This is a genomic window from Prauserella alba (genome assembly GCF_024171735.1).
In the GTDB taxonomy this organism is placed as follows: Bacteria; Actinomycetota; Actinomycetes; order Mycobacteriales; family Pseudonocardiaceae; genus Prauserella; species Prauserella alba.
The window spans coordinates 82,559-97,140 of sequence record NZ_JAMTCH010000007.1 but is presented as its reverse complement, the minus strand read 5'-3'; the positions used below and the strand labels follow the sequence as shown (position 1 = coordinate 97,140).

At 69.4% G+C, this 14,582-nt stretch carries 14 protein-coding genes; 7 read left to right on the top strand and 7 right to left on the bottom strand.

Features of this window, described 5'->3' with window-relative positions; translation table 11 throughout:
• Position 1 precedes the first annotated feature (1 nt).
• Positions 2-1,348 (bottom strand): 3-oxoacyl-ACP reductase, encoded by a 1,347-nt coding sequence (locus tag LY12_RS22440; RefSeq protein ID WP_253859442.1) that lies wholly within the window; start codon positions 1,346-1,348, stop codon positions 2-4.
• A gap of 174 nt (positions 1,349-1,522) precedes the next feature.
• Between LY12_RS22440 and LY12_RS22435 the strand changes: the two genes are divergently transcribed.
• Positions 1,523-2,851, top strand: coding sequence for an acetyl-CoA C-acetyltransferase (locus LY12_RS22435; protein ID WP_253859441.1), 1,329 nt, complete (start codon positions 1,523-1,525; stop codon positions 2,849-2,851).
• Between the two features lie 186 nt (positions 2,852-3,037).
• Here the strand turns inward: LY12_RS22435 and LY12_RS22430 are convergent, their stop codons facing one another.
• Together LY12_RS22430 and LY12_RS22425 are read right to left on the bottom strand one after the other, a co-directional pair.
• Complete coding sequence (locus tag LY12_RS22430; RefSeq protein ID WP_253859440.1) at positions 3,038-3,550, bottom strand: DoxX family protein; 513 nt, start codon at positions 3,548-3,550, stop codon at positions 3,038-3,040.
• 243 nt (positions 3,551-3,793) lie between these two features.
• On the bottom strand, positions 3,794-4,813 hold the full coding sequence (locus tag LY12_RS22425; protein ID WP_301303103.1) for a glycerophosphodiester phosphodiesterase family protein: 1,020 nt from the start codon (positions 4,811-4,813) through the stop codon (positions 3,794-3,796).
• 201 nt (positions 4,814-5,014) lie between these two features.
• Between LY12_RS22425 and LY12_RS22420 the strand changes: the two genes are divergently transcribed.
• From LY12_RS22420 to LY12_RS22395, 6 genes are all read left to right on the top strand, one after another.
• The gene (locus tag LY12_RS22420; protein WP_253859438.1) at positions 5,015-6,208 is read left to right on the top strand and encodes an ATP-binding protein; all 1,194 of its coding nucleotides are present in this window, start codon (positions 5,015-5,017) and stop codon (positions 6,206-6,208) included.
• A 491-nt stretch (positions 6,209-6,699) separates the two neighbouring features.
• A complete protein-coding gene (locus LY12_RS22415; protein ID WP_253859437.1) occupies positions 6,700-6,861 on the top strand; it encodes a hypothetical protein in 162 nt (53 codons plus the stop codon).
• Between the two features lie 353 nt (positions 6,862-7,214).
• Positions 7,215-8,135: a septum formation family protein gene (locus LY12_RS22410; protein WP_253859436.1), complete on the top strand. Its 921-nt coding sequence runs from the start codon at positions 7,215-7,217 to the stop codon at positions 8,133-8,135.
• 111 nt (positions 8,136-8,246) lie between these two features.
• On the top strand, positions 8,247-9,917 hold the full coding sequence (locus LY12_RS22405) for an alpha/beta hydrolase (RefSeq protein ID WP_253859661.1): 1,671 nt from the start codon (positions 8,247-8,249) through the stop codon (positions 9,915-9,917).
• Between the two features lie 342 nt (positions 9,918-10,259).
• Positions 10,260-10,553: a helix-turn-helix domain-containing protein gene (locus tag LY12_RS22400; protein WP_253859435.1), complete on the top strand. Its 294-nt coding sequence runs from the start codon at positions 10,260-10,262 to the stop codon at positions 10,551-10,553.
• Between the two features lie 10 nt (positions 10,554-10,563).
• Positions 10,564-11,862: an Nramp family divalent metal transporter gene (locus LY12_RS22395; RefSeq protein WP_253859434.1), complete on the top strand. Its 1,299-nt coding sequence runs from the start codon at positions 10,564-10,566 to the stop codon at positions 11,860-11,862.
• Positions 11,863-11,916: 54 nt separating this feature from the next.
• Here the strand turns inward: LY12_RS22395 and LY12_RS22390 are convergent, their stop codons facing one another.
• Genes LY12_RS22390 through LY12_RS22375 form a run of 4 tightly spaced genes read right to left on the bottom strand, consistent with a single transcriptional unit; the run spans position 11,917 to position 14,561 of the window.
• The gene (locus tag LY12_RS22390) at positions 11,917-12,141 is read right to left on the bottom strand and encodes a hypothetical protein (RefSeq protein WP_253859433.1); all 225 of its coding nucleotides are present in this window, start codon (positions 12,139-12,141) and stop codon (positions 11,917-11,919) included.
• Positions 12,138-13,085: a hypothetical protein gene (locus LY12_RS22385; protein WP_253859432.1), complete on the bottom strand. Its 948-nt coding sequence runs from the start codon at positions 13,083-13,085 to the stop codon at positions 12,138-12,140. Before LY12_RS22385 ends, LY12_RS22390 begins: the two co-directional genes overlap by 4 nt.
• Positions 13,086-13,098: 13 nt before the next feature.
• Positions 13,099-13,722: an ABC transporter ATP-binding protein gene (locus tag LY12_RS22380; RefSeq protein ID WP_253859431.1), complete on the bottom strand. Its 624-nt coding sequence runs from the start codon at positions 13,720-13,722 to the stop codon at positions 13,099-13,101.
• Positions 13,722-14,561 carry a TIGR03621 family F420-dependent LLM class oxidoreductase gene (locus LY12_RS22375; RefSeq protein ID WP_253859430.1) on the bottom strand — a complete coding sequence of 280 codons (840 nt, stop codon included), beginning with the start codon at positions 14,559-14,561 and terminating at the stop codon, positions 13,722-13,724. The genes LY12_RS22380 and LY12_RS22375 overlap by 1 nt, the downstream gene beginning before the upstream one ends.
• Between the last annotated feature and the right edge of the window lie 21 nt (positions 14,562-14,582).

Below are 14,582 nucleotides of genomic sequence, written 5' to 3'. Positions count from 1 at the left end.
GTCACGCCCCCAGGAAGGCCTGGCCGCACACGCGCACGACGTTGCCGTTGACCGCGGCCGAAGCCGGGTTGGCGTACCAGGCGATGGTCTCCGCGACGTCGACCGGCAGCCCGCCCTGCGACAACGCCGACAGCCTGCGGCCGAACTCGCGGATCATGACCGGCACCGCCGCGGTCATCTGCGTCTCGATGAACCCGGGCGCGACCGCGTTGATCGTGGCGCCGTACTCGGCAAGGCGCGGCGCGGTGTCGTCGACCATGCCGATGACGCCGGCCTTGCTGGCGGCGTAGTTGGTCTGGCCGACGTTGCCCGCGATGCCTGCCATGGAGGAGACGCCGATGATGCGGCCACCGGTGTTCAGCACCTTGTCGGCGACGAGCTTGTCGTTGACGGCGAGCTGCGAGACGAGGTTGACGCTCAGCACCGAGTCCCACGCCTTGTCCGTGAGGTTGCCGAGGGTCTTGTCGCGCGTGATGCCCGCGTTGTGGACGACGACGTCGACGCCGCCGTGGCGCTCGGTGAGGTACTCGGCGAGCTTCGCGGGCGCGTCGTCGGCTGTGATGTCGAGCTGCAGCGCCGAGCCGCCGATCCTGTTGGCGACCTGCGAGAGGTCGGCGCCCTGCGCCGGGATGTCGAGCACGACGACGTGGGCACCGTCGCGGGCGAGCGTCTCGGCGATCGCCGCGCCGATGCCGCGGGAGGCGCCCGTGACCAGGGCCGTCCTGCCGGCGAGGGGCGTGTCCCAGTTCTCCGGCGCGGTCGCGGTCGTCACGCCGCCGGTGCCGACGCGGATGACCTGCCCGGCGACGAACGCCGACTTGGCCGACAGCAGGAATCGGATCGTCGACTCGGTGGCCTCCTCGGCACCTTCGGCCACGTAGACGAGCTGTGCGGTCGCGCCGCGCTTGAGTTCCTTGCCGACCGACCGGGTGAAGCCTTCGAGTGCACGCTGGGCGATGCGCTCGCGGCCGCCTGCCGACTCCGGCGGGGTGCCGAGCACGACGACGCGCGCCGACGGTGCGACCTTGCGGATCACCGGCTGGTAGAAGGCGTACAGCTCGCGCAGCTGCTGCGGATCCTTGATGCCGGTGGCGTCGAAGACGAGTGCGCCGTAGCGGGTGTCGTCGCCTGCCTGCTCGGTGAGCACATCGATGCCGGCGGCGCCGATCTGCTTGGTGAGCGCCTTCTCGAGCCGTCCGCCCGCGGCGGCGCCGATGAGGGCCGGACCTGCGAGTGGCGGCTCGCCGGGGCGGTAGCGCCGCAGCTTCGGCGGGTTGGGCAGGCCGAGCTTCGGAACCAGGAACTTGCCCACCGCGCTCGTGGTGAACTCTTGGTACTTGTCCGCCATCGGTGCGTCACCGCCTTCGTCTGATGTGCCTGTTGCCTCACACCGTAACCTACTCGCCAGTAAGTTACACTCGGAGTCGCAGGGCCCCGAGCGCAACCCGACACTGACAGTGCGCAGGCCGCCCAGCGCCCACAGCACCGGGGAAGCCCGAGTACCAGCCAGCAGGAGGAAGTCATGACCTCAGCGGAGAAGCCGAGCGGCGGCAAGGCCCGGTCGAGCAAGCCGAAGGCGCCGACCGCGCGCAGGGTCGCGATCGTCGGTGCGAACCGGATCCCGTTCGCACGGTCCAACGGCCCGTACGCGAACGCCTCCAACCAGGACATGCTCACCGCCGCCGTCGACGGCCTGGTGAGCCGTTACGCGCTGCAGGACGAGGCGCTGGGCGAGGTCGCCGCGGGCGCGGTGCTCAAGCACTCACGCGACTTCAACCTGGCCCGCGAGGTCGTGCTCGGCAGCAGGCTCGCGCCGACGACGCCCGCCGCCGACGTGCAGATGGCGTGCGGCACCGGCCTGCAGGCCATCGTCAACACCGCCAACAAGATCGCGCTCGGCCAGATCGACTCCGCGATCGCGGGCGGCGTGGACACCACGAGCGACGCACCGCTGGCCGTCAACGACGACCTGCGCCGCGTGCTGGTCAAGCTCAACTCCGCCAAGACCGTGGGGCAGCGGCTCAAGCTGCTCGGCAAGCTCCGGCCCGGCCACATCGTTCCGGAGATCCCGCAGAACGCCGAACCGCGCACCGGCCTCTCGATGGGCGAGCACGCGTCGCTGACGGCCAACTCGTGGGACATCCAGCGCGCCGACCAGGACGAACTCGCCGCCACCAGCCACCAGCGGCTCGCCGCCGCCTACGATGCCGGGTTCTTCGACGATCTGCTCACGCCGTTCCTCGGCCAGACCCGCGACCAGAACCTGCGCGGCGACTCGACGGCGGAGAAACTCGGCAAGCTCAAGCCCGTGTTCGGCGGCCCCGAGGGCACGATGACGGCGGGCAACTCGACGCCGCTGTCCGACGGCGCCTCCGCCGTGCTGCTGGCCACCGAAGAATGGGCCAAGGCGCACAAGCTCCCGGTGCTGGCGTACCTGACGTTCTCGCAGACGGCCGCCGTCGACTACGTGCACGGCGAGGAGGGGCTGCTCATGGCGCCCGCGTACGCGGTGCCGAGGATGCTCGACCGCGCGGGCCTGACGCTCGGCGACTTCGACTTCTACGAGATCCACGAGGCGTTCGCGTCACAGGTACTGGCCACGCTGAAGGCGTGGGAGGACCCGACGTTCGCCAAGGAGAAGCTCGGCCGCGACGAGCCGGTCGGAACGATCGACCGCGCGAAGCTGAACGTCAACGGCTCCTCACTCGCCGCGGGCCACCCGTTCGCCGCGACCGGCGGCCGCATCGTCGGCACGCTCGCCAAGCTGCTGGCGGAGAAGGGATCGGGCCGCGGCCTGATCTCCATCTGCGCCGCGGGCGGCCAGGGCATCACGGCGATCCTGGAGAAGTAGCCCAGGCGCGTGGCGAACGCCCCCAAGGGCACCTTGGGGGCGTTGAGTGCGGCCACGCGTCAGCGTGTCGTTGAGGGGTGGTGGTCGGGCCGGCGGGCGGGAGCACCGAATCTTCCCCTGATCAACCCCTGCTACGCAGGATCCGGCCATCGGAACAACGGCGGGGACGGGTGGAAGCCCGCCGGGTCAGCTCGGGAGGACGGACTCGACGGCGCCGGTCGCCTTCGCCGTCGAGTCCTCCACCTGCTTGCGGGCCTTGCGGGCGGCGCGCTTGGCGCGCCAGCCGACGGACGGCTTGCCCTCGGTGTCGGCCATCGCCAGCATCAGACCACCGGCCAGCCCCGCGTTCTTGAGGAACTGGACCTGCTCCTGGGCGCGCTCACCCTGGTCGCTCTTCTCCCAGAACGGGTGCCCGGCCACGGTCGTCGCCGTGATGCTGGTCAGCAGCGCGAGCGACGACAGGCGGCGGAAGCGGCCGAGCGCGAGCATCGTGCCCGCGGCGACCTTCACGGCGCCGTCGAACTTCACGACGGCGACCGGGTCCGTTTCGACAGGCAGGGCCTCCGCCACCGGCAGGACGTTCTCGCTGAGGAACGGCTCCGCCGCCTGGGCATGCCCCTCCGCGTTGCGGATGGCGTTCAGGCCACCCGTGATGAAGATGGCGGCGAGCAGGGGACGGGCCACGCGGCGCAGGATCATCGGTGTTCCTCCGGTCGAACTGGGAGTCGCGGTCGGCGATTTCTGGTCGGCTGAGATCTCTCTCCAAAGGATCTTCAGAAGACCTCCGCCTCAAACCTACCCAGCCACAACCGTCTTCCGCTCTCTATCACTTTCTAGCTATGTGACTAGAAAGTGATAGAGAGCGGTACAGAAGAGCCCCCAGGGGCACCTTGGTGGCGTTGAGTGCCACCAAGGTGCCCCTGGGGGCGTCGACCGGACCTGTCAGCGGCGGTAGCGCTTCGGGAGTTTGAAGCCGTACTCGGCGGCGACCTCGCGCAGCCGGTTCGGGTAGTCGCTGATGATCCCGTCGACACCGTCGTCGATGAGCTTGCGCATGGTCGGCTTGTCGTTGATCGTCCACGGGATCACGTCGAGCCCCGCGGCGTGCGCTTCGTCGACCAGTTCCTTCGTCGTGAACGGCACGTAGTCCGGATCGCCGACCGCACCGTCCTGCGGGTTGCCGTAGACCGGCGACAGCGCACTCGCCCCGAACGACGCCGCCGCGCGCACCGGACTGCCGCCGAAGTCGTCGATGTCGAGACCACCGAGCCACGGCGACGCGCCCGGCTCACCGACCTCGAGGAAGCCCGGTTCGGTCAGTGCGACGAGCGGCAGCTTCGGCATCCGCTCCTTCATCGCCATCAGCGCGCCCCAGTCGAAACTCTGGATGGTGACGTTCCGCGCCAGCCCGCTGCGCTCGACCTCCGAGGCCACGCGCTCGACGAACTCCTGCCGCGGCGCGGTCTCCTCGGGCGCGGCGGCCTCGACCTTCGTCTCGATGTTGAACTTCACGCCGTGGGCGCGATGCTCGCGGACCAGCGCGAACAACTCGGCGAGGGTGGGCATCGGTTCGCCGGGGGAGAGTTCCTGGTCGGGGTGGCGCGGGTCCTGCTGCGACCCGCAGTCGAGGGTGCGCACCTGCGCGAACGTCAGGTCCTTGACGTACTTGCCCGCGTAGGGGAACTGCGGATCACCCGGCCTGACGGGCTCGGTGTCGAGGCACTTGCCGGGATCGATCTTCCGGTCGTGGGTGATCACTTCACGGCCGTCGCGGGTGATCTGGACGTCGAGTTCGAGGGTGGTGACGCCGAGTTCGAGGGCGCGGTCGAACGCCTTGAGCGTGCCCTCGACGGTCATGCCGATTCCGCCGCGGTGGGCCTGGATGTCGAAGTGAGGGGTGCCGTGAGGTGGGGTTCCGTGGGCGTTGCCCGCGGACGTGGGCGCGGCGGGCAGAGCCGCCATGAGTACCGCCGCGCCGAGCGCGAGCGCTGTCTTCACTGTCGTGGTCACGGGCTCCGACGGTGACACGACAGGGTGAAGGGCGGGTGTCCTCGACATGTAGACCTCCCGGCCCGTTCACCCGCCGGCACGTCCGCAACACGCGGGTAGCGTTTTCTCGCGGAATATCGGACTGGGGCTAGACAACCCAATAGTGTCGTAGCGATGGACCCCGTGCGGAACCCGTTCGCCCCCGGAGCAGGTCAGCGCCCACCCGAGCTGGCCGGCCGTGAACGCGAACTGGACGCGTTCGACGTGGTACTGGAGCGCGTCGCGCGAGGCAGGCCCGAGCGCAGCCTGATGCTCACCGGGCTTCGCGGCGTCGGCAAGACCGTGCTGCTCGGCGAGTTGCGCTCCATGGCGATCAGACGCCGCTGGGGTGCGGGCAAGGTCGAGGCACGCCCGGACGCCGAGCTCCGCAGGCCGTTGTCGGCGGCGCTGCACCGTGCCGTCCGCGATCTGGCCGTTCGCCACCGCGCACCCGACCGGGTCGACGAGGTGCTCGCCGTCCTCAAGGCCTTCGCACTCAAGTCCAACAAGCCCGACGCGAAGCTGCGCGATCGCTGGCAGCCCGGCATCGACGTGCCACCCGCACAGGGCAGGGCCGATTCCGGCGACATCGAGATCGACCTCGTCGAACTGTTCACCGAGGTCGCCGAGCTGGCCACCGACGTCGGCTCCGGGGTCGCACTGCTGATCGACGAGATCCAGGACCTGAGCCCCGAGGACGTCTCCGCCCTGTGCGCGGCGTGCCACGAGCTCTCGCAGTCCGGGGCGCCGCTCGTGGTGGTCGGGGCGGGCCTGCCGCACGTGCCCGCCGTGCTGTCGGCCTCGAAGTCGTACTCCGAACGCCTCTTCCGCTACACCCGAATCGACCGCCTGAGCAGAGAGGACGCCGACCGCGCCGTGCTCGCGCCCATCGAACGCGAGGACGCCGAGATCGCGCCTCACGCCCTCGACGCGATGCACACGGCCTCCGGTGGCTATCCCTATTTCATCCAGGCCTACGGCAAAGCCGCGTGGGACGCCGCGCCGACGAATCCGATCACCGAGGAGGACGTGCGCGTCGCCGCCCCCGAGGCCGAGGCGGAACTCGCCGTCGGCTTCTTCGGCTCCCGGTACGAACGGGCAACCCCCGCCGAGCGCGAGTACCTGCGCGCGATGGCCGAGCTCACACAGGGCAAGGACGAAAGCGCCGTCACCTCCGACATCGCCGTCTACCTGGGCCGGAAGCCGTCGTCGTTGTCACCGGCGCGCGACAGCCTGATGAAGAAGGGCCTCGTCTACTCTGCCGAACGCGGCCACATCGCCTTCACCGTGCCGCATTTCGGCAATTACCTCCTCACGCGCGCCGACTGATCGTCGGCGATCACTCCACCGGTGTTCGCCGCCGGGGAGCGCACCGCAACGCCGGCCCAGCCCGACTCGCCCATAGGGGTAGATACCCGTTTCTAGGTTCATATAGCGCTTTTCCTAGATATCCGAAGACGGACCTAGCCGCCGATGTCACCCGGATGGGCCACGCAGATCATGTAACGGCGCCGACGATCATTCGGGAAGTAAGCCAGCTCACCGGATGATCACTGGCGAAGCCGCGAAAGGTTGCGGATAATAAGACATGTAGGGATCGAAGTCGAGAGGTGATCGGTCAATCCGTTCACGCTCCGCCGGCACACCGGTGCCGACGACCCACCGATCAGCCACCGCCGGCAGTCGCCATGGGGGCTCGCGACGGACAGACGCGAGCGGGCAGCCGGCACCGAACGGCGCATCCGATCCCGACACGGCCGGCACGACCCGGCCGGCCGTCACGCAACCGAGTAGCTCTCGAAGGAGATGCCACACCACAGATGTCGAACCTCGCCGCACGCCTCCGCGCCCGTCGAGCCCAGACCCGCACCCGCCGCGCCGTCAGCAAGGCGATCGACACCGCCACCACGACGACGATGCGCGACGAGCTGATCACTCTCGCCCAGACACACGGCTACCAGAAATCCAAGCCGCGAGTGTGACCTGAATTACAATGGGTTTCAGGTGTAACGCCACCGGGGCCGGTGTCGATATGCCTCATGACCCCGCGGTGCTGGCGGACCCCCGACCTGGCAGCACCGCGGGGTTTCCATATGTCCAGACCCGCCGTCGCACCACCTGCGACCAGCGATTTTACCTGCCGCCGCGGCGAAACCCGCCCCGAAAGACGTCTCAAGTGGACGAATCGGGCAGCGCGATGACGATCAGGCCGTGATCTTCGCCGTCCACGATGGACGAATAACCGAACGGCAGGCGATCACACCTGCGGCGACGCCGACAAGCGGTCACACCCACGCCTACCGGCCGCGTGACCTCACTCGATAGAGTGAGCCCGATGTCGAGATCTGGGCGAATTGCGCTGGCCGCATCGGCGGTGGCCACCGCCCTCGTGCTGGCCGGATGCGCCGACACGACGATCGGGCTGGCCGAACCCGATCGCATGCGCTCCGTCGAGACGCCGACAGCCGCCCCCGGCGACGTTCCCGCTTCCGGCGACGACACAGGCGGGCGCAGCGGGAACGACACCGCCCAGCGCACGATCGTCGCGGCGGTCGGCGAGTGTCTCGACGGCGACAACCCGGGCCCGGTCGAGTGCTCCGACGAGCACACCGTCGAGGTCACCAAGGAGGGCACGTTCGGCGGTGACCTGGGCTCCACGTTGGAAGGCGCCCCTCCCGACGACTCGACCGTCTTCCGCACCGTCTTCCCGCAGTGCCGCGACGCCGCCGCCGAGTACCTCGGCAGCACCTCGTACGACGCCTCCACGCTCGGAGCGTGGCTGGTGTGGGCCGACGCCGAGGACTGGCGAGCGGGTCACCGCTGGTACCGCTGCGGCGTCGCGCAGCTCGACGGCACCGGCAGACCTGTCGAGCGCACCGGATCGGTCCGCGGCGCACTGGCCGAGGACTTCGACCGGTACCGCGTCTGCTCCACCACCCGCCCCTCGGCCGAGCTGCCCCGGACGGTGCCCTGCAGCGAGCCGCACCTGGCCGAGGCCGTCGGCGTCGTGAACGCGGGCAAGGCCGACAAGGCGATTCCGTCCGAACGGGAGTTCAACGACAAAGCACGCAGCGCATGTGGCACGAAAGTGCACCGATTCATCGGTGCGGACCGGCGCGACGTGGCACCTTCGTGGCGTTGGCCCGACAAGACGAATTGGCGCATCGGATTCACCAACGTCACGTGCTACGCGGAGTTGAACCAGGCCACGACGGGTTCGGTCCGTGACATCGGCTCCTCCCCGATGCCCAATTAGGACACACGTCGCTGTCAAGCTCCGATTTTCCCGACGATCGGCAGGTTGATACCACCGACACGGCCCGCTTGAATGTCCTCGATCATTTCGAGATTGAGGGACTCCATGACCATGACGACATTACGGCGGACCGTCGTCGCGGGATCGCTGGCGACCGCCCTGGTCGCCAGCATCGCTCCCGCCGCCGCGGCCACCGGCACCCCGACCGAGGAGCCGCCGCGGCAGCGGACGACGCAGCAGGCGACGACCGCGCAGCCGGAGATCGCCCACGAGGTCCCGGAGCGCTACGCCGAGCAGCAACTGAACTGGCACGCGTGCACCTCCGAGGAACTGGGCTCCGAGCCGCCGAAGGAATACGACCTGGAGTGCGCCACCTACCGGACGCCCCAGGACTGGAACGACGCCGACGCGGGCGAGGACATCACGATCGCCGTGAGCAGGCTGAAGGCCAAGGGCGATTCGACCGCGAGTGTGCTCACCAACCCGGGCGGCCCCGGGGCTCCGGGCCGCAACTTCCCGTTGCGGCTCGCCGGCCAGGACCGCCTGCGCGAGCACCAGGACGTCATCGGCTTCGACCCGCGCGGCACGGGCCACAGCACGAACATCACGTGCGGCGGCGCCATCGGCACGGGCGACTCCCTTGACCCGCGCGATCGCAGCCGCGAGAACCTCAAGCTGATCCTCGACGCGACGGAGTACGCGGCCGACTCGTGCCAGCTCAAGTCCGGTGAGCTCGGCCCGCTGATCAACACGTTCCAGACCACGCACGACATGGATCTGCTTCGCAGCCTGCTCGGGCGCGAGAAGATCAACTGGGTCGGCTACTCGGCGGGTACCTGGCTGGGCGCGCACTACGCGCAGCGGTTCCCCGAGCACACCGGCCGGTTCGTGCTGGACTCGGCGACCGAGTTCACGACGACGTGGCAGCGCTCGTTCGATTGGCAGCCGCTCGGCTTCGAACGCCGCTGGCGGGAGGACTTCCTGCCGTGGATGGCGAAGTACGACGAGCAGTACGGCTTCGGCGACTCCGGTGAGCGCGCCAGGCAGACCTACGAGCAGGTGCGTGCCGCGCTGGCCGAGAAGCCCGTGGAGCTGGACGGCGAGAAGGTCGGCCCGAACGAGCTCGACTCGGCGATCGCCGGCATGCTCTACAGCAAGGCGGCGTTCCCGTCGCTGGCCGAGTACCTCGTGTCGTTGCGCGAGCTGACCGGCGAGAAAATGCGCACCGCGTCCCCGACGGCGCTGGACAACGTGCGCAAGCTGCTCGCCAACACGAAGGCGCGCGGCCCGCAGCCGCTCGTCGTGGACAACGGCCACGGCGCGCAGCAGTACGACGACGCCTACGACGCCAGCTTCTGGACCATCCCCTGCAACGAGGGCCCGTGGTACGGCAACCGGATGACCGCCACCTGGCAGTCCGAACTGATGGGCCGTGAGTGGCCGCTGCTGGGCTGGGGCTGGCTGATCCAGCCGTGCATCTTCTGGAAGGGCAAGCCGATCGACCTGCCGGAGATGGACGGCGAGGGCGTGCCTCCCACGCTGATCGTCCAGTCCGAACACGACCCGGCGACACCGATCGAGGGTGCCCGTCGCGCTCACGAGAACTTCGAGGGCTCGCGGATGATCACCGTGACCGACGAGGGCGACCACGGCATCTACGCGGGTGACAACCCGGCCGTGGACGAGGTCGTGGAGGACTACCTGGTCGACGGCATCGTGCCGGAGGACCAGAGCATCCCCGGTGCTCCGCTGCCCACACCGGACGGCGCGAACGGATCGTGAGCACCGCCCGGCGGCGGACCTGCCGCCGGGCGGTGCCGCACCGGAGGGCGTGACACCGGCGGTTCACCGCAGCGCACGAGGCCCGCCTCCCCGTCTCAAGGCGGGGAGGCGGGCCTCGTCGTGTGCGCGCCCGGTGGCTGCCTGCCGACGGGCGTCCGCAAGCGTTCACGGGACCCCCGATGCGTTCACAGCCTTGTGCACAGCCTCCCCATGTTTTCCACAGAGTTATCCACAAGCTGTGTGCACAGGTGCACGGCCGCTGTGCGCACAGCTCGTCCTGGCCTCGCACGGCCGTCGGTAAGCGATATCCGGCCGGCACGGATCGGCATTACTATCGGCGCCGTGGTGCGAGTGCCGTTGAGCGAAGCCGAACGCCTGCGTGGCGAACGACTCGGCATCGCCCTGCGCAGTGCACGCGGCGAGCGCAGCATGGTCGCGGTCGCCGCCGACGCTGGCATCTCGGTGGAGACCCTGCGCAAGATCGAGACCGGCCGCATCCCGACGCCGGCGTTCTTCACCGTGCTGGCGATCGCCGACGCCGTGGGCCTGCCGCTCGACGACCTGCGCACGGCGCTGGCCGACCCCGCGGACGAAACGGACGACACCGCCCTGTCCCGCCGCGCCGACGCCGGTTAGATTGCTGCGCATGTCCTCCGATCCCCGCCACGGCGAGGTGGCAGAACCCGAAGTCCCCGTCGGCCTGAAAGCGAAGGTGCGTCAGATCGGCCCCGGCATCATGGCCGCGGCGACCGGCGTCGGTGCCGGCGATCTCGTGGCCACGATGGTCGCGGGCTCGCGCTACGGCTACACACTGCTGTGGGCGGTGATCGTCGGAACGATCTTCAAGATCGCGCTGGCGGAAGCCGTCGGCCGGTGGCACCTCACGTCCGGCCGCACGATGCTCTCGGGCTGGCGCACCCTCGGCCGATGGGTCCTCGTCTACTTCGGCGCGTACGCCCTGGTGTGGGGCTTCGTCTACGGCGCCACGGCCATGTCGGCCAGCGGCCTGCCCCTCAACGCGCTCTTCCCCGCTCTCGACGTGCGCTACTGGGCGATGCTCAGTGGCGTCGTCGGGTTCGTGCTGGTGTGGTTCGGCCGGTACGCCGTGATCGAGAAGGTGATGACCGCACTCGTCGGCGTCATGTTCGTCTCGGTCGTCGGCACCGCGATCCTCGTGACGCCGAACCTGGTGGAGACGTTCGACGGTTTCGTGCCGCGGCTGCCCGACGGGTCGTTCGTCTACGTCCTCGGACTGATCGGCGGCGTCGGCGGCACCATCACCATGGCCGCCTACGGGTACTGGACCCTCGCCAAGGGCTGGCGGTCGTCGCGGTGGCTGTCGATGATGCGGCTCGACAACACGACCGGCTACATCACCACGGCGATCTTCGTCATCGCGATGCTCATCGTCGGTGCCGAGCTACTCGCCGGGCAGAACGTCGTCGACGGCGACGAGGGTCTGCTCATGCTCGGCAACACGCTTGCCTCCGACTACGGCCAGTGGGCACGCATCCCGTTCCTCATCGGGTTCTGGGCCGTGTCGTTCAGCTCGCTCGTCGGCGTGTGGAACGGTGTCAGCCTGCTGTTCGCCGACTGGTGGCGCACGTGGCGCCTGCCGCGGTACACGGTCGGCGAGTCCGAGGGTCTCGCGGACTACGACCACCGCGCGGGCATCGGCAGCCCGGTGTTCCGCGGGTACGTGGCGTGGCTGACGTTCCCGCCGATGGCGCTGCTGTTCCTCGACCAGCCGTTCCAGCTGACCGTCGCCTACGGCGCGCTCGGTGCGTTGTTCATGCCGTTCCTCGCGGGCACACTGCTGTTCCTGCTCAACTCGAACCGGGTCGAACGCGTCGGCCGGTCGGGTTGGGTGTCGAACACGTTGCTGGCCGTGTGCCTCGGCCTGTTCGGCTACCTTGCCGTGGACAAGCTCATCGGACTGTTCTGAGTTCGCACCCTCGGCCGAGCTGACCGGTTGCGGGCCGATCGTGGCCCGGTGGAGTCAGCGCAGCAACGCCCAGCCGATGCCCGCGGCAGCCACGATCAGTGCCGCGGGCATCGGCAGCACCGCGGTCAGCACCACGCCCACCACGACGAGGTCGGGGCCGCGCACCAGTTGCGTTATCAAGTGCACCGGCACCCGGCCGAACGGCGTGTCGGTCGCTGCCGGAGTCGCGTAATCGACCGGAAGGCGCGTCGCGGTACGGAGCACACCGGCTGCGATCACGGGCACCAACGGCAACACAGGGGAATCCCAGAGCGGCCCGCCGCCCATGGCCGCGACGGCCAGTACGAACAGTGCGGCCCACGCTGCTGTGACGGCCAACAACGCAACGAGTGTGCAGGCGCGCAACACGACGTCCGGTTCGTCCAGCCACCGCCGCAGCCCCGGTGAACGCCAGAGCCACGCGGCACCGCCCCGAACGGCACCAGTGCGACGAACGCGCACCCACCCGCGAGCACCACCTCCGGAGCGGCGGGCAGTACCGGGCGGGCGAGTGCCGCCACCACCGCGAGTCCAGCCGCAGCGGGCACGAACCGCGCTCGGCCCACCACACCCGCGGCGACGAACGACCACACCGAACGCATCCGCATGCGGACCGGGTTCGCGGGCGGGAACAGCATCCCCGGGTCCATGAACGTCACGCCGACCGCACGCACCACGCGTTCGTGCCAGCCCTCGACGAGGCGTTCGCGGCCGGTACGTGCAGCAACGGGCAGGCGCCACGGCGTGCCGACACCCGCCGCCATCGGCAGGCTGGACAGGCCACCGAGAACGACGACGGCCGCCATCGCCTGCCACGCCCACGACGGCACCTGCCAGACCATGCCGAGGAACGTCCCGGCGTACGCCAACCCCGCGAGCCGCGCCAGCCAGCCCAACCAGACGCGACCGCTGATGGCGAGCGCCCTGTCATGGCGGCCCACGAAACCGCGCCAGGTCAGCTCGGCGGGGTCGGCCCAGAGGAATCGCCGCCGCAGCAACGACGACCAGACGGCGACCGCCACCACGCAGCAGAACGTCACCACGGCAGCCGCGTGCGTGCCCACATCGACCTCGACGAGCTCGCGCCACCACTCGATGCGGTAGAACGCGCTGAACAGCCAGCCGGCGGCGAACACGGCGAGCAGTGCGGTCGTGTCACCGCTGAGGAGTTTGCGCAGCGTCATGGCCGGATCATCGCTACCGCGCCGGTTCGGGGGCCCCGAGTTCGAGCACGTGATCGGCTGCGTCGAGCAACGGCGGATGATGCGTCGCGAGCACGACGACCGCACCGTTCCCCGTCGCGCGTGCGATGACGTCGGTCAGCCACCCTTTTCCCGCGACGTCGAGTGCGCGCTCGGGTTCGTCGAGCAGGAGCACGTCGAACGGCCTCGCTGTCACGCCGAGCAGGAGCAGCCGCCGCCGCTGGCCCGCCGAGAGCGAGCCCGCCGTGACATCGGCACGGTCGGCGAGTGCCGCATCCTCGAGCAGCGCATCGACGTCGAGGTCGGCGCCGAACGACGTCCCGAGTAGTTCCAGGTGCTGCACCGGGGTGAACTCGGCGAAGAAGTCGGAGTCGTCCAGCAACGCCGATACGCGTCTCCGGAAGCTCCGGTCGCGCTCGTCCGGCGACGCACCGCCGACGGTGACGATGCCCTCCGCGGGTTCCTGCATGCCGTACACGACACGAAGGAACGTCGACTTGCCGCTGCCGTTGGGGCCGGTGAGCACCAGGCATTCGCCCGGTCGCACGTGCAGGTCGACCTCGCGCAGCAGCCACACGTCACCGGCGCGAACCCCGAGTCCGTCCGCGACCAGCTCCATCAGCGCAGCTGTTCGATGACGCTCGCGAACCTTTCCATGTCCTTCTCCATCACGGTGATGTAGCTGAGTCCGAACCGCTGCCGGTGGGCACGCAGCCGGTCGGCGATCTGCTCGGCGGTGCCGACCAGCAGCATCGGCAGCTCGCCCAGCTCGTCGACCGGCTTCGCCTCGTCGTACTGCTGGATGCGTTCGAGTCCTGCTGCGCGATCGTCAGTGACGTCCACGTGCTGGATCAGCATGTTCAGCTCCGGGTCACGGTCTCCCGCTTCGGAGCGCACGAACGCGACTCGTTCGTCGAGTTCGGACAGATCTGCCAGGCTCGCGGCGTCGCCGTCGCGGTTGAAATGCACCCCCGACAGTGCGACGACGTCGGCCTCCCGCGCGGCGATGCGCAGCATCCGGTCGCGCTGTCCACCGAGGACGATCGGCGGCAACTTGCGCTCGCCGTAGTGCCGCCTGAGCACGGCGAGGCACTGTTCGAGATGGTCCAGCCGCGCGCCGGGGCGGGGGAACGGCAGTCCGGCCTCGTCGAACTCGGCCTTTGCGTACCCGGTACCGAGGCCGACCTCGAACCTGCCTCCGAGGAGCAGGTCGGTCGTGTCGACATCACGTGCGAGCAGGGTCGGGTTGTAGAACGCGGTGTTGACGACGAACGTCGTGAGCCGCACCCGCTCCGTCGCCTCCGCCGCCGCGACCAGCGACGGGAACGGTGCCGGCATCCCCAGGTGATCGGGCGTCGCGACGACGTCGAAGCCGAGGTCCTCGGCTTTGCGGCACTTGTCGAGCCAACGCATCCGCTCGTCCGAGGCGAGCATGTTCACACCGAACCGGAATTCCATGGCAGCACGGTACCGAAATCC

What these genes read in the sequence shown, in the direction of transcription:
- LY12_RS22440 (WP_253859442.1), bottom strand. Translation starts at nt 1,348, where the DNA reads ATGGCGGACAAGTACCAAGAGTTCACCACGAGCGCGGTGGGCAAGTTC.
- LY12_RS22435 (WP_253859441.1), top strand. Translation starts at nt 1,523, where the DNA reads ATGACCTCAGCGGAGAAGCCGAGCGGCGGCAAGGCCCGGTCGAGCAAG.
- LY12_RS22430 (WP_253859440.1), bottom strand. Translation starts at nt 3,550, where the DNA reads ATGATCCTGCGCCGCGTGGCCCGTCCCCTGCTCGCCGCCATCTTCATC.
- LY12_RS22425 (WP_301303103.1), bottom strand. Translation starts at nt 4,813, where the DNA reads ATGGCGGCTCTGCCCGCCGCGCCCACGTCCGCGGGCAACGCCCACGGA.
- LY12_RS22420 (WP_253859438.1), top strand. Translation starts at nt 5,015, where the DNA reads ATGGACCCCGTGCGGAACCCGTTCGCCCCCGGAGCAGGTCAGCGCCCA.
- LY12_RS22415 (WP_253859437.1), top strand. Translation starts at nt 6,700, where the DNA reads ATGTCGAACCTCGCCGCACGCCTCCGCGCCCGTCGAGCCCAGACCCGC.
- LY12_RS22410 (WP_253859436.1), top strand. Translation starts at nt 7,215, where the DNA reads ATGTCGAGATCTGGGCGAATTGCGCTGGCCGCATCGGCGGTGGCCACC.
- LY12_RS22405 (WP_253859661.1), top strand. Translation starts at nt 8,247, where the DNA reads ATGACGACATTACGGCGGACCGTCGTCGCGGGATCGCTGGCGACCGCC.
- LY12_RS22395 (WP_253859434.1), top strand. Translation starts at nt 10,564, where the DNA reads ATGTCCTCCGATCCCCGCCACGGCGAGGTGGCAGAACCCGAAGTCCCC.
- LY12_RS22385 (WP_253859432.1), bottom strand. Translation starts at nt 13,085, where the DNA reads ATGACGCTGCGCAAACTCCTCAGCGGTGACACGACCGCACTGCTCGCC.
- LY12_RS22380 (WP_253859431.1), bottom strand. Translation starts at nt 13,722, where the DNA reads ATGGAGCTGGTCGCGGACGGACTCGGGGTTCGCGCCGGTGACGTGTGG.
- LY12_RS22375 (WP_253859430.1), bottom strand. Translation starts at nt 14,561, where the DNA reads ATGGAATTCCGGTTCGGTGTGAACATGCTCGCCTCGGACGAGCGGATG.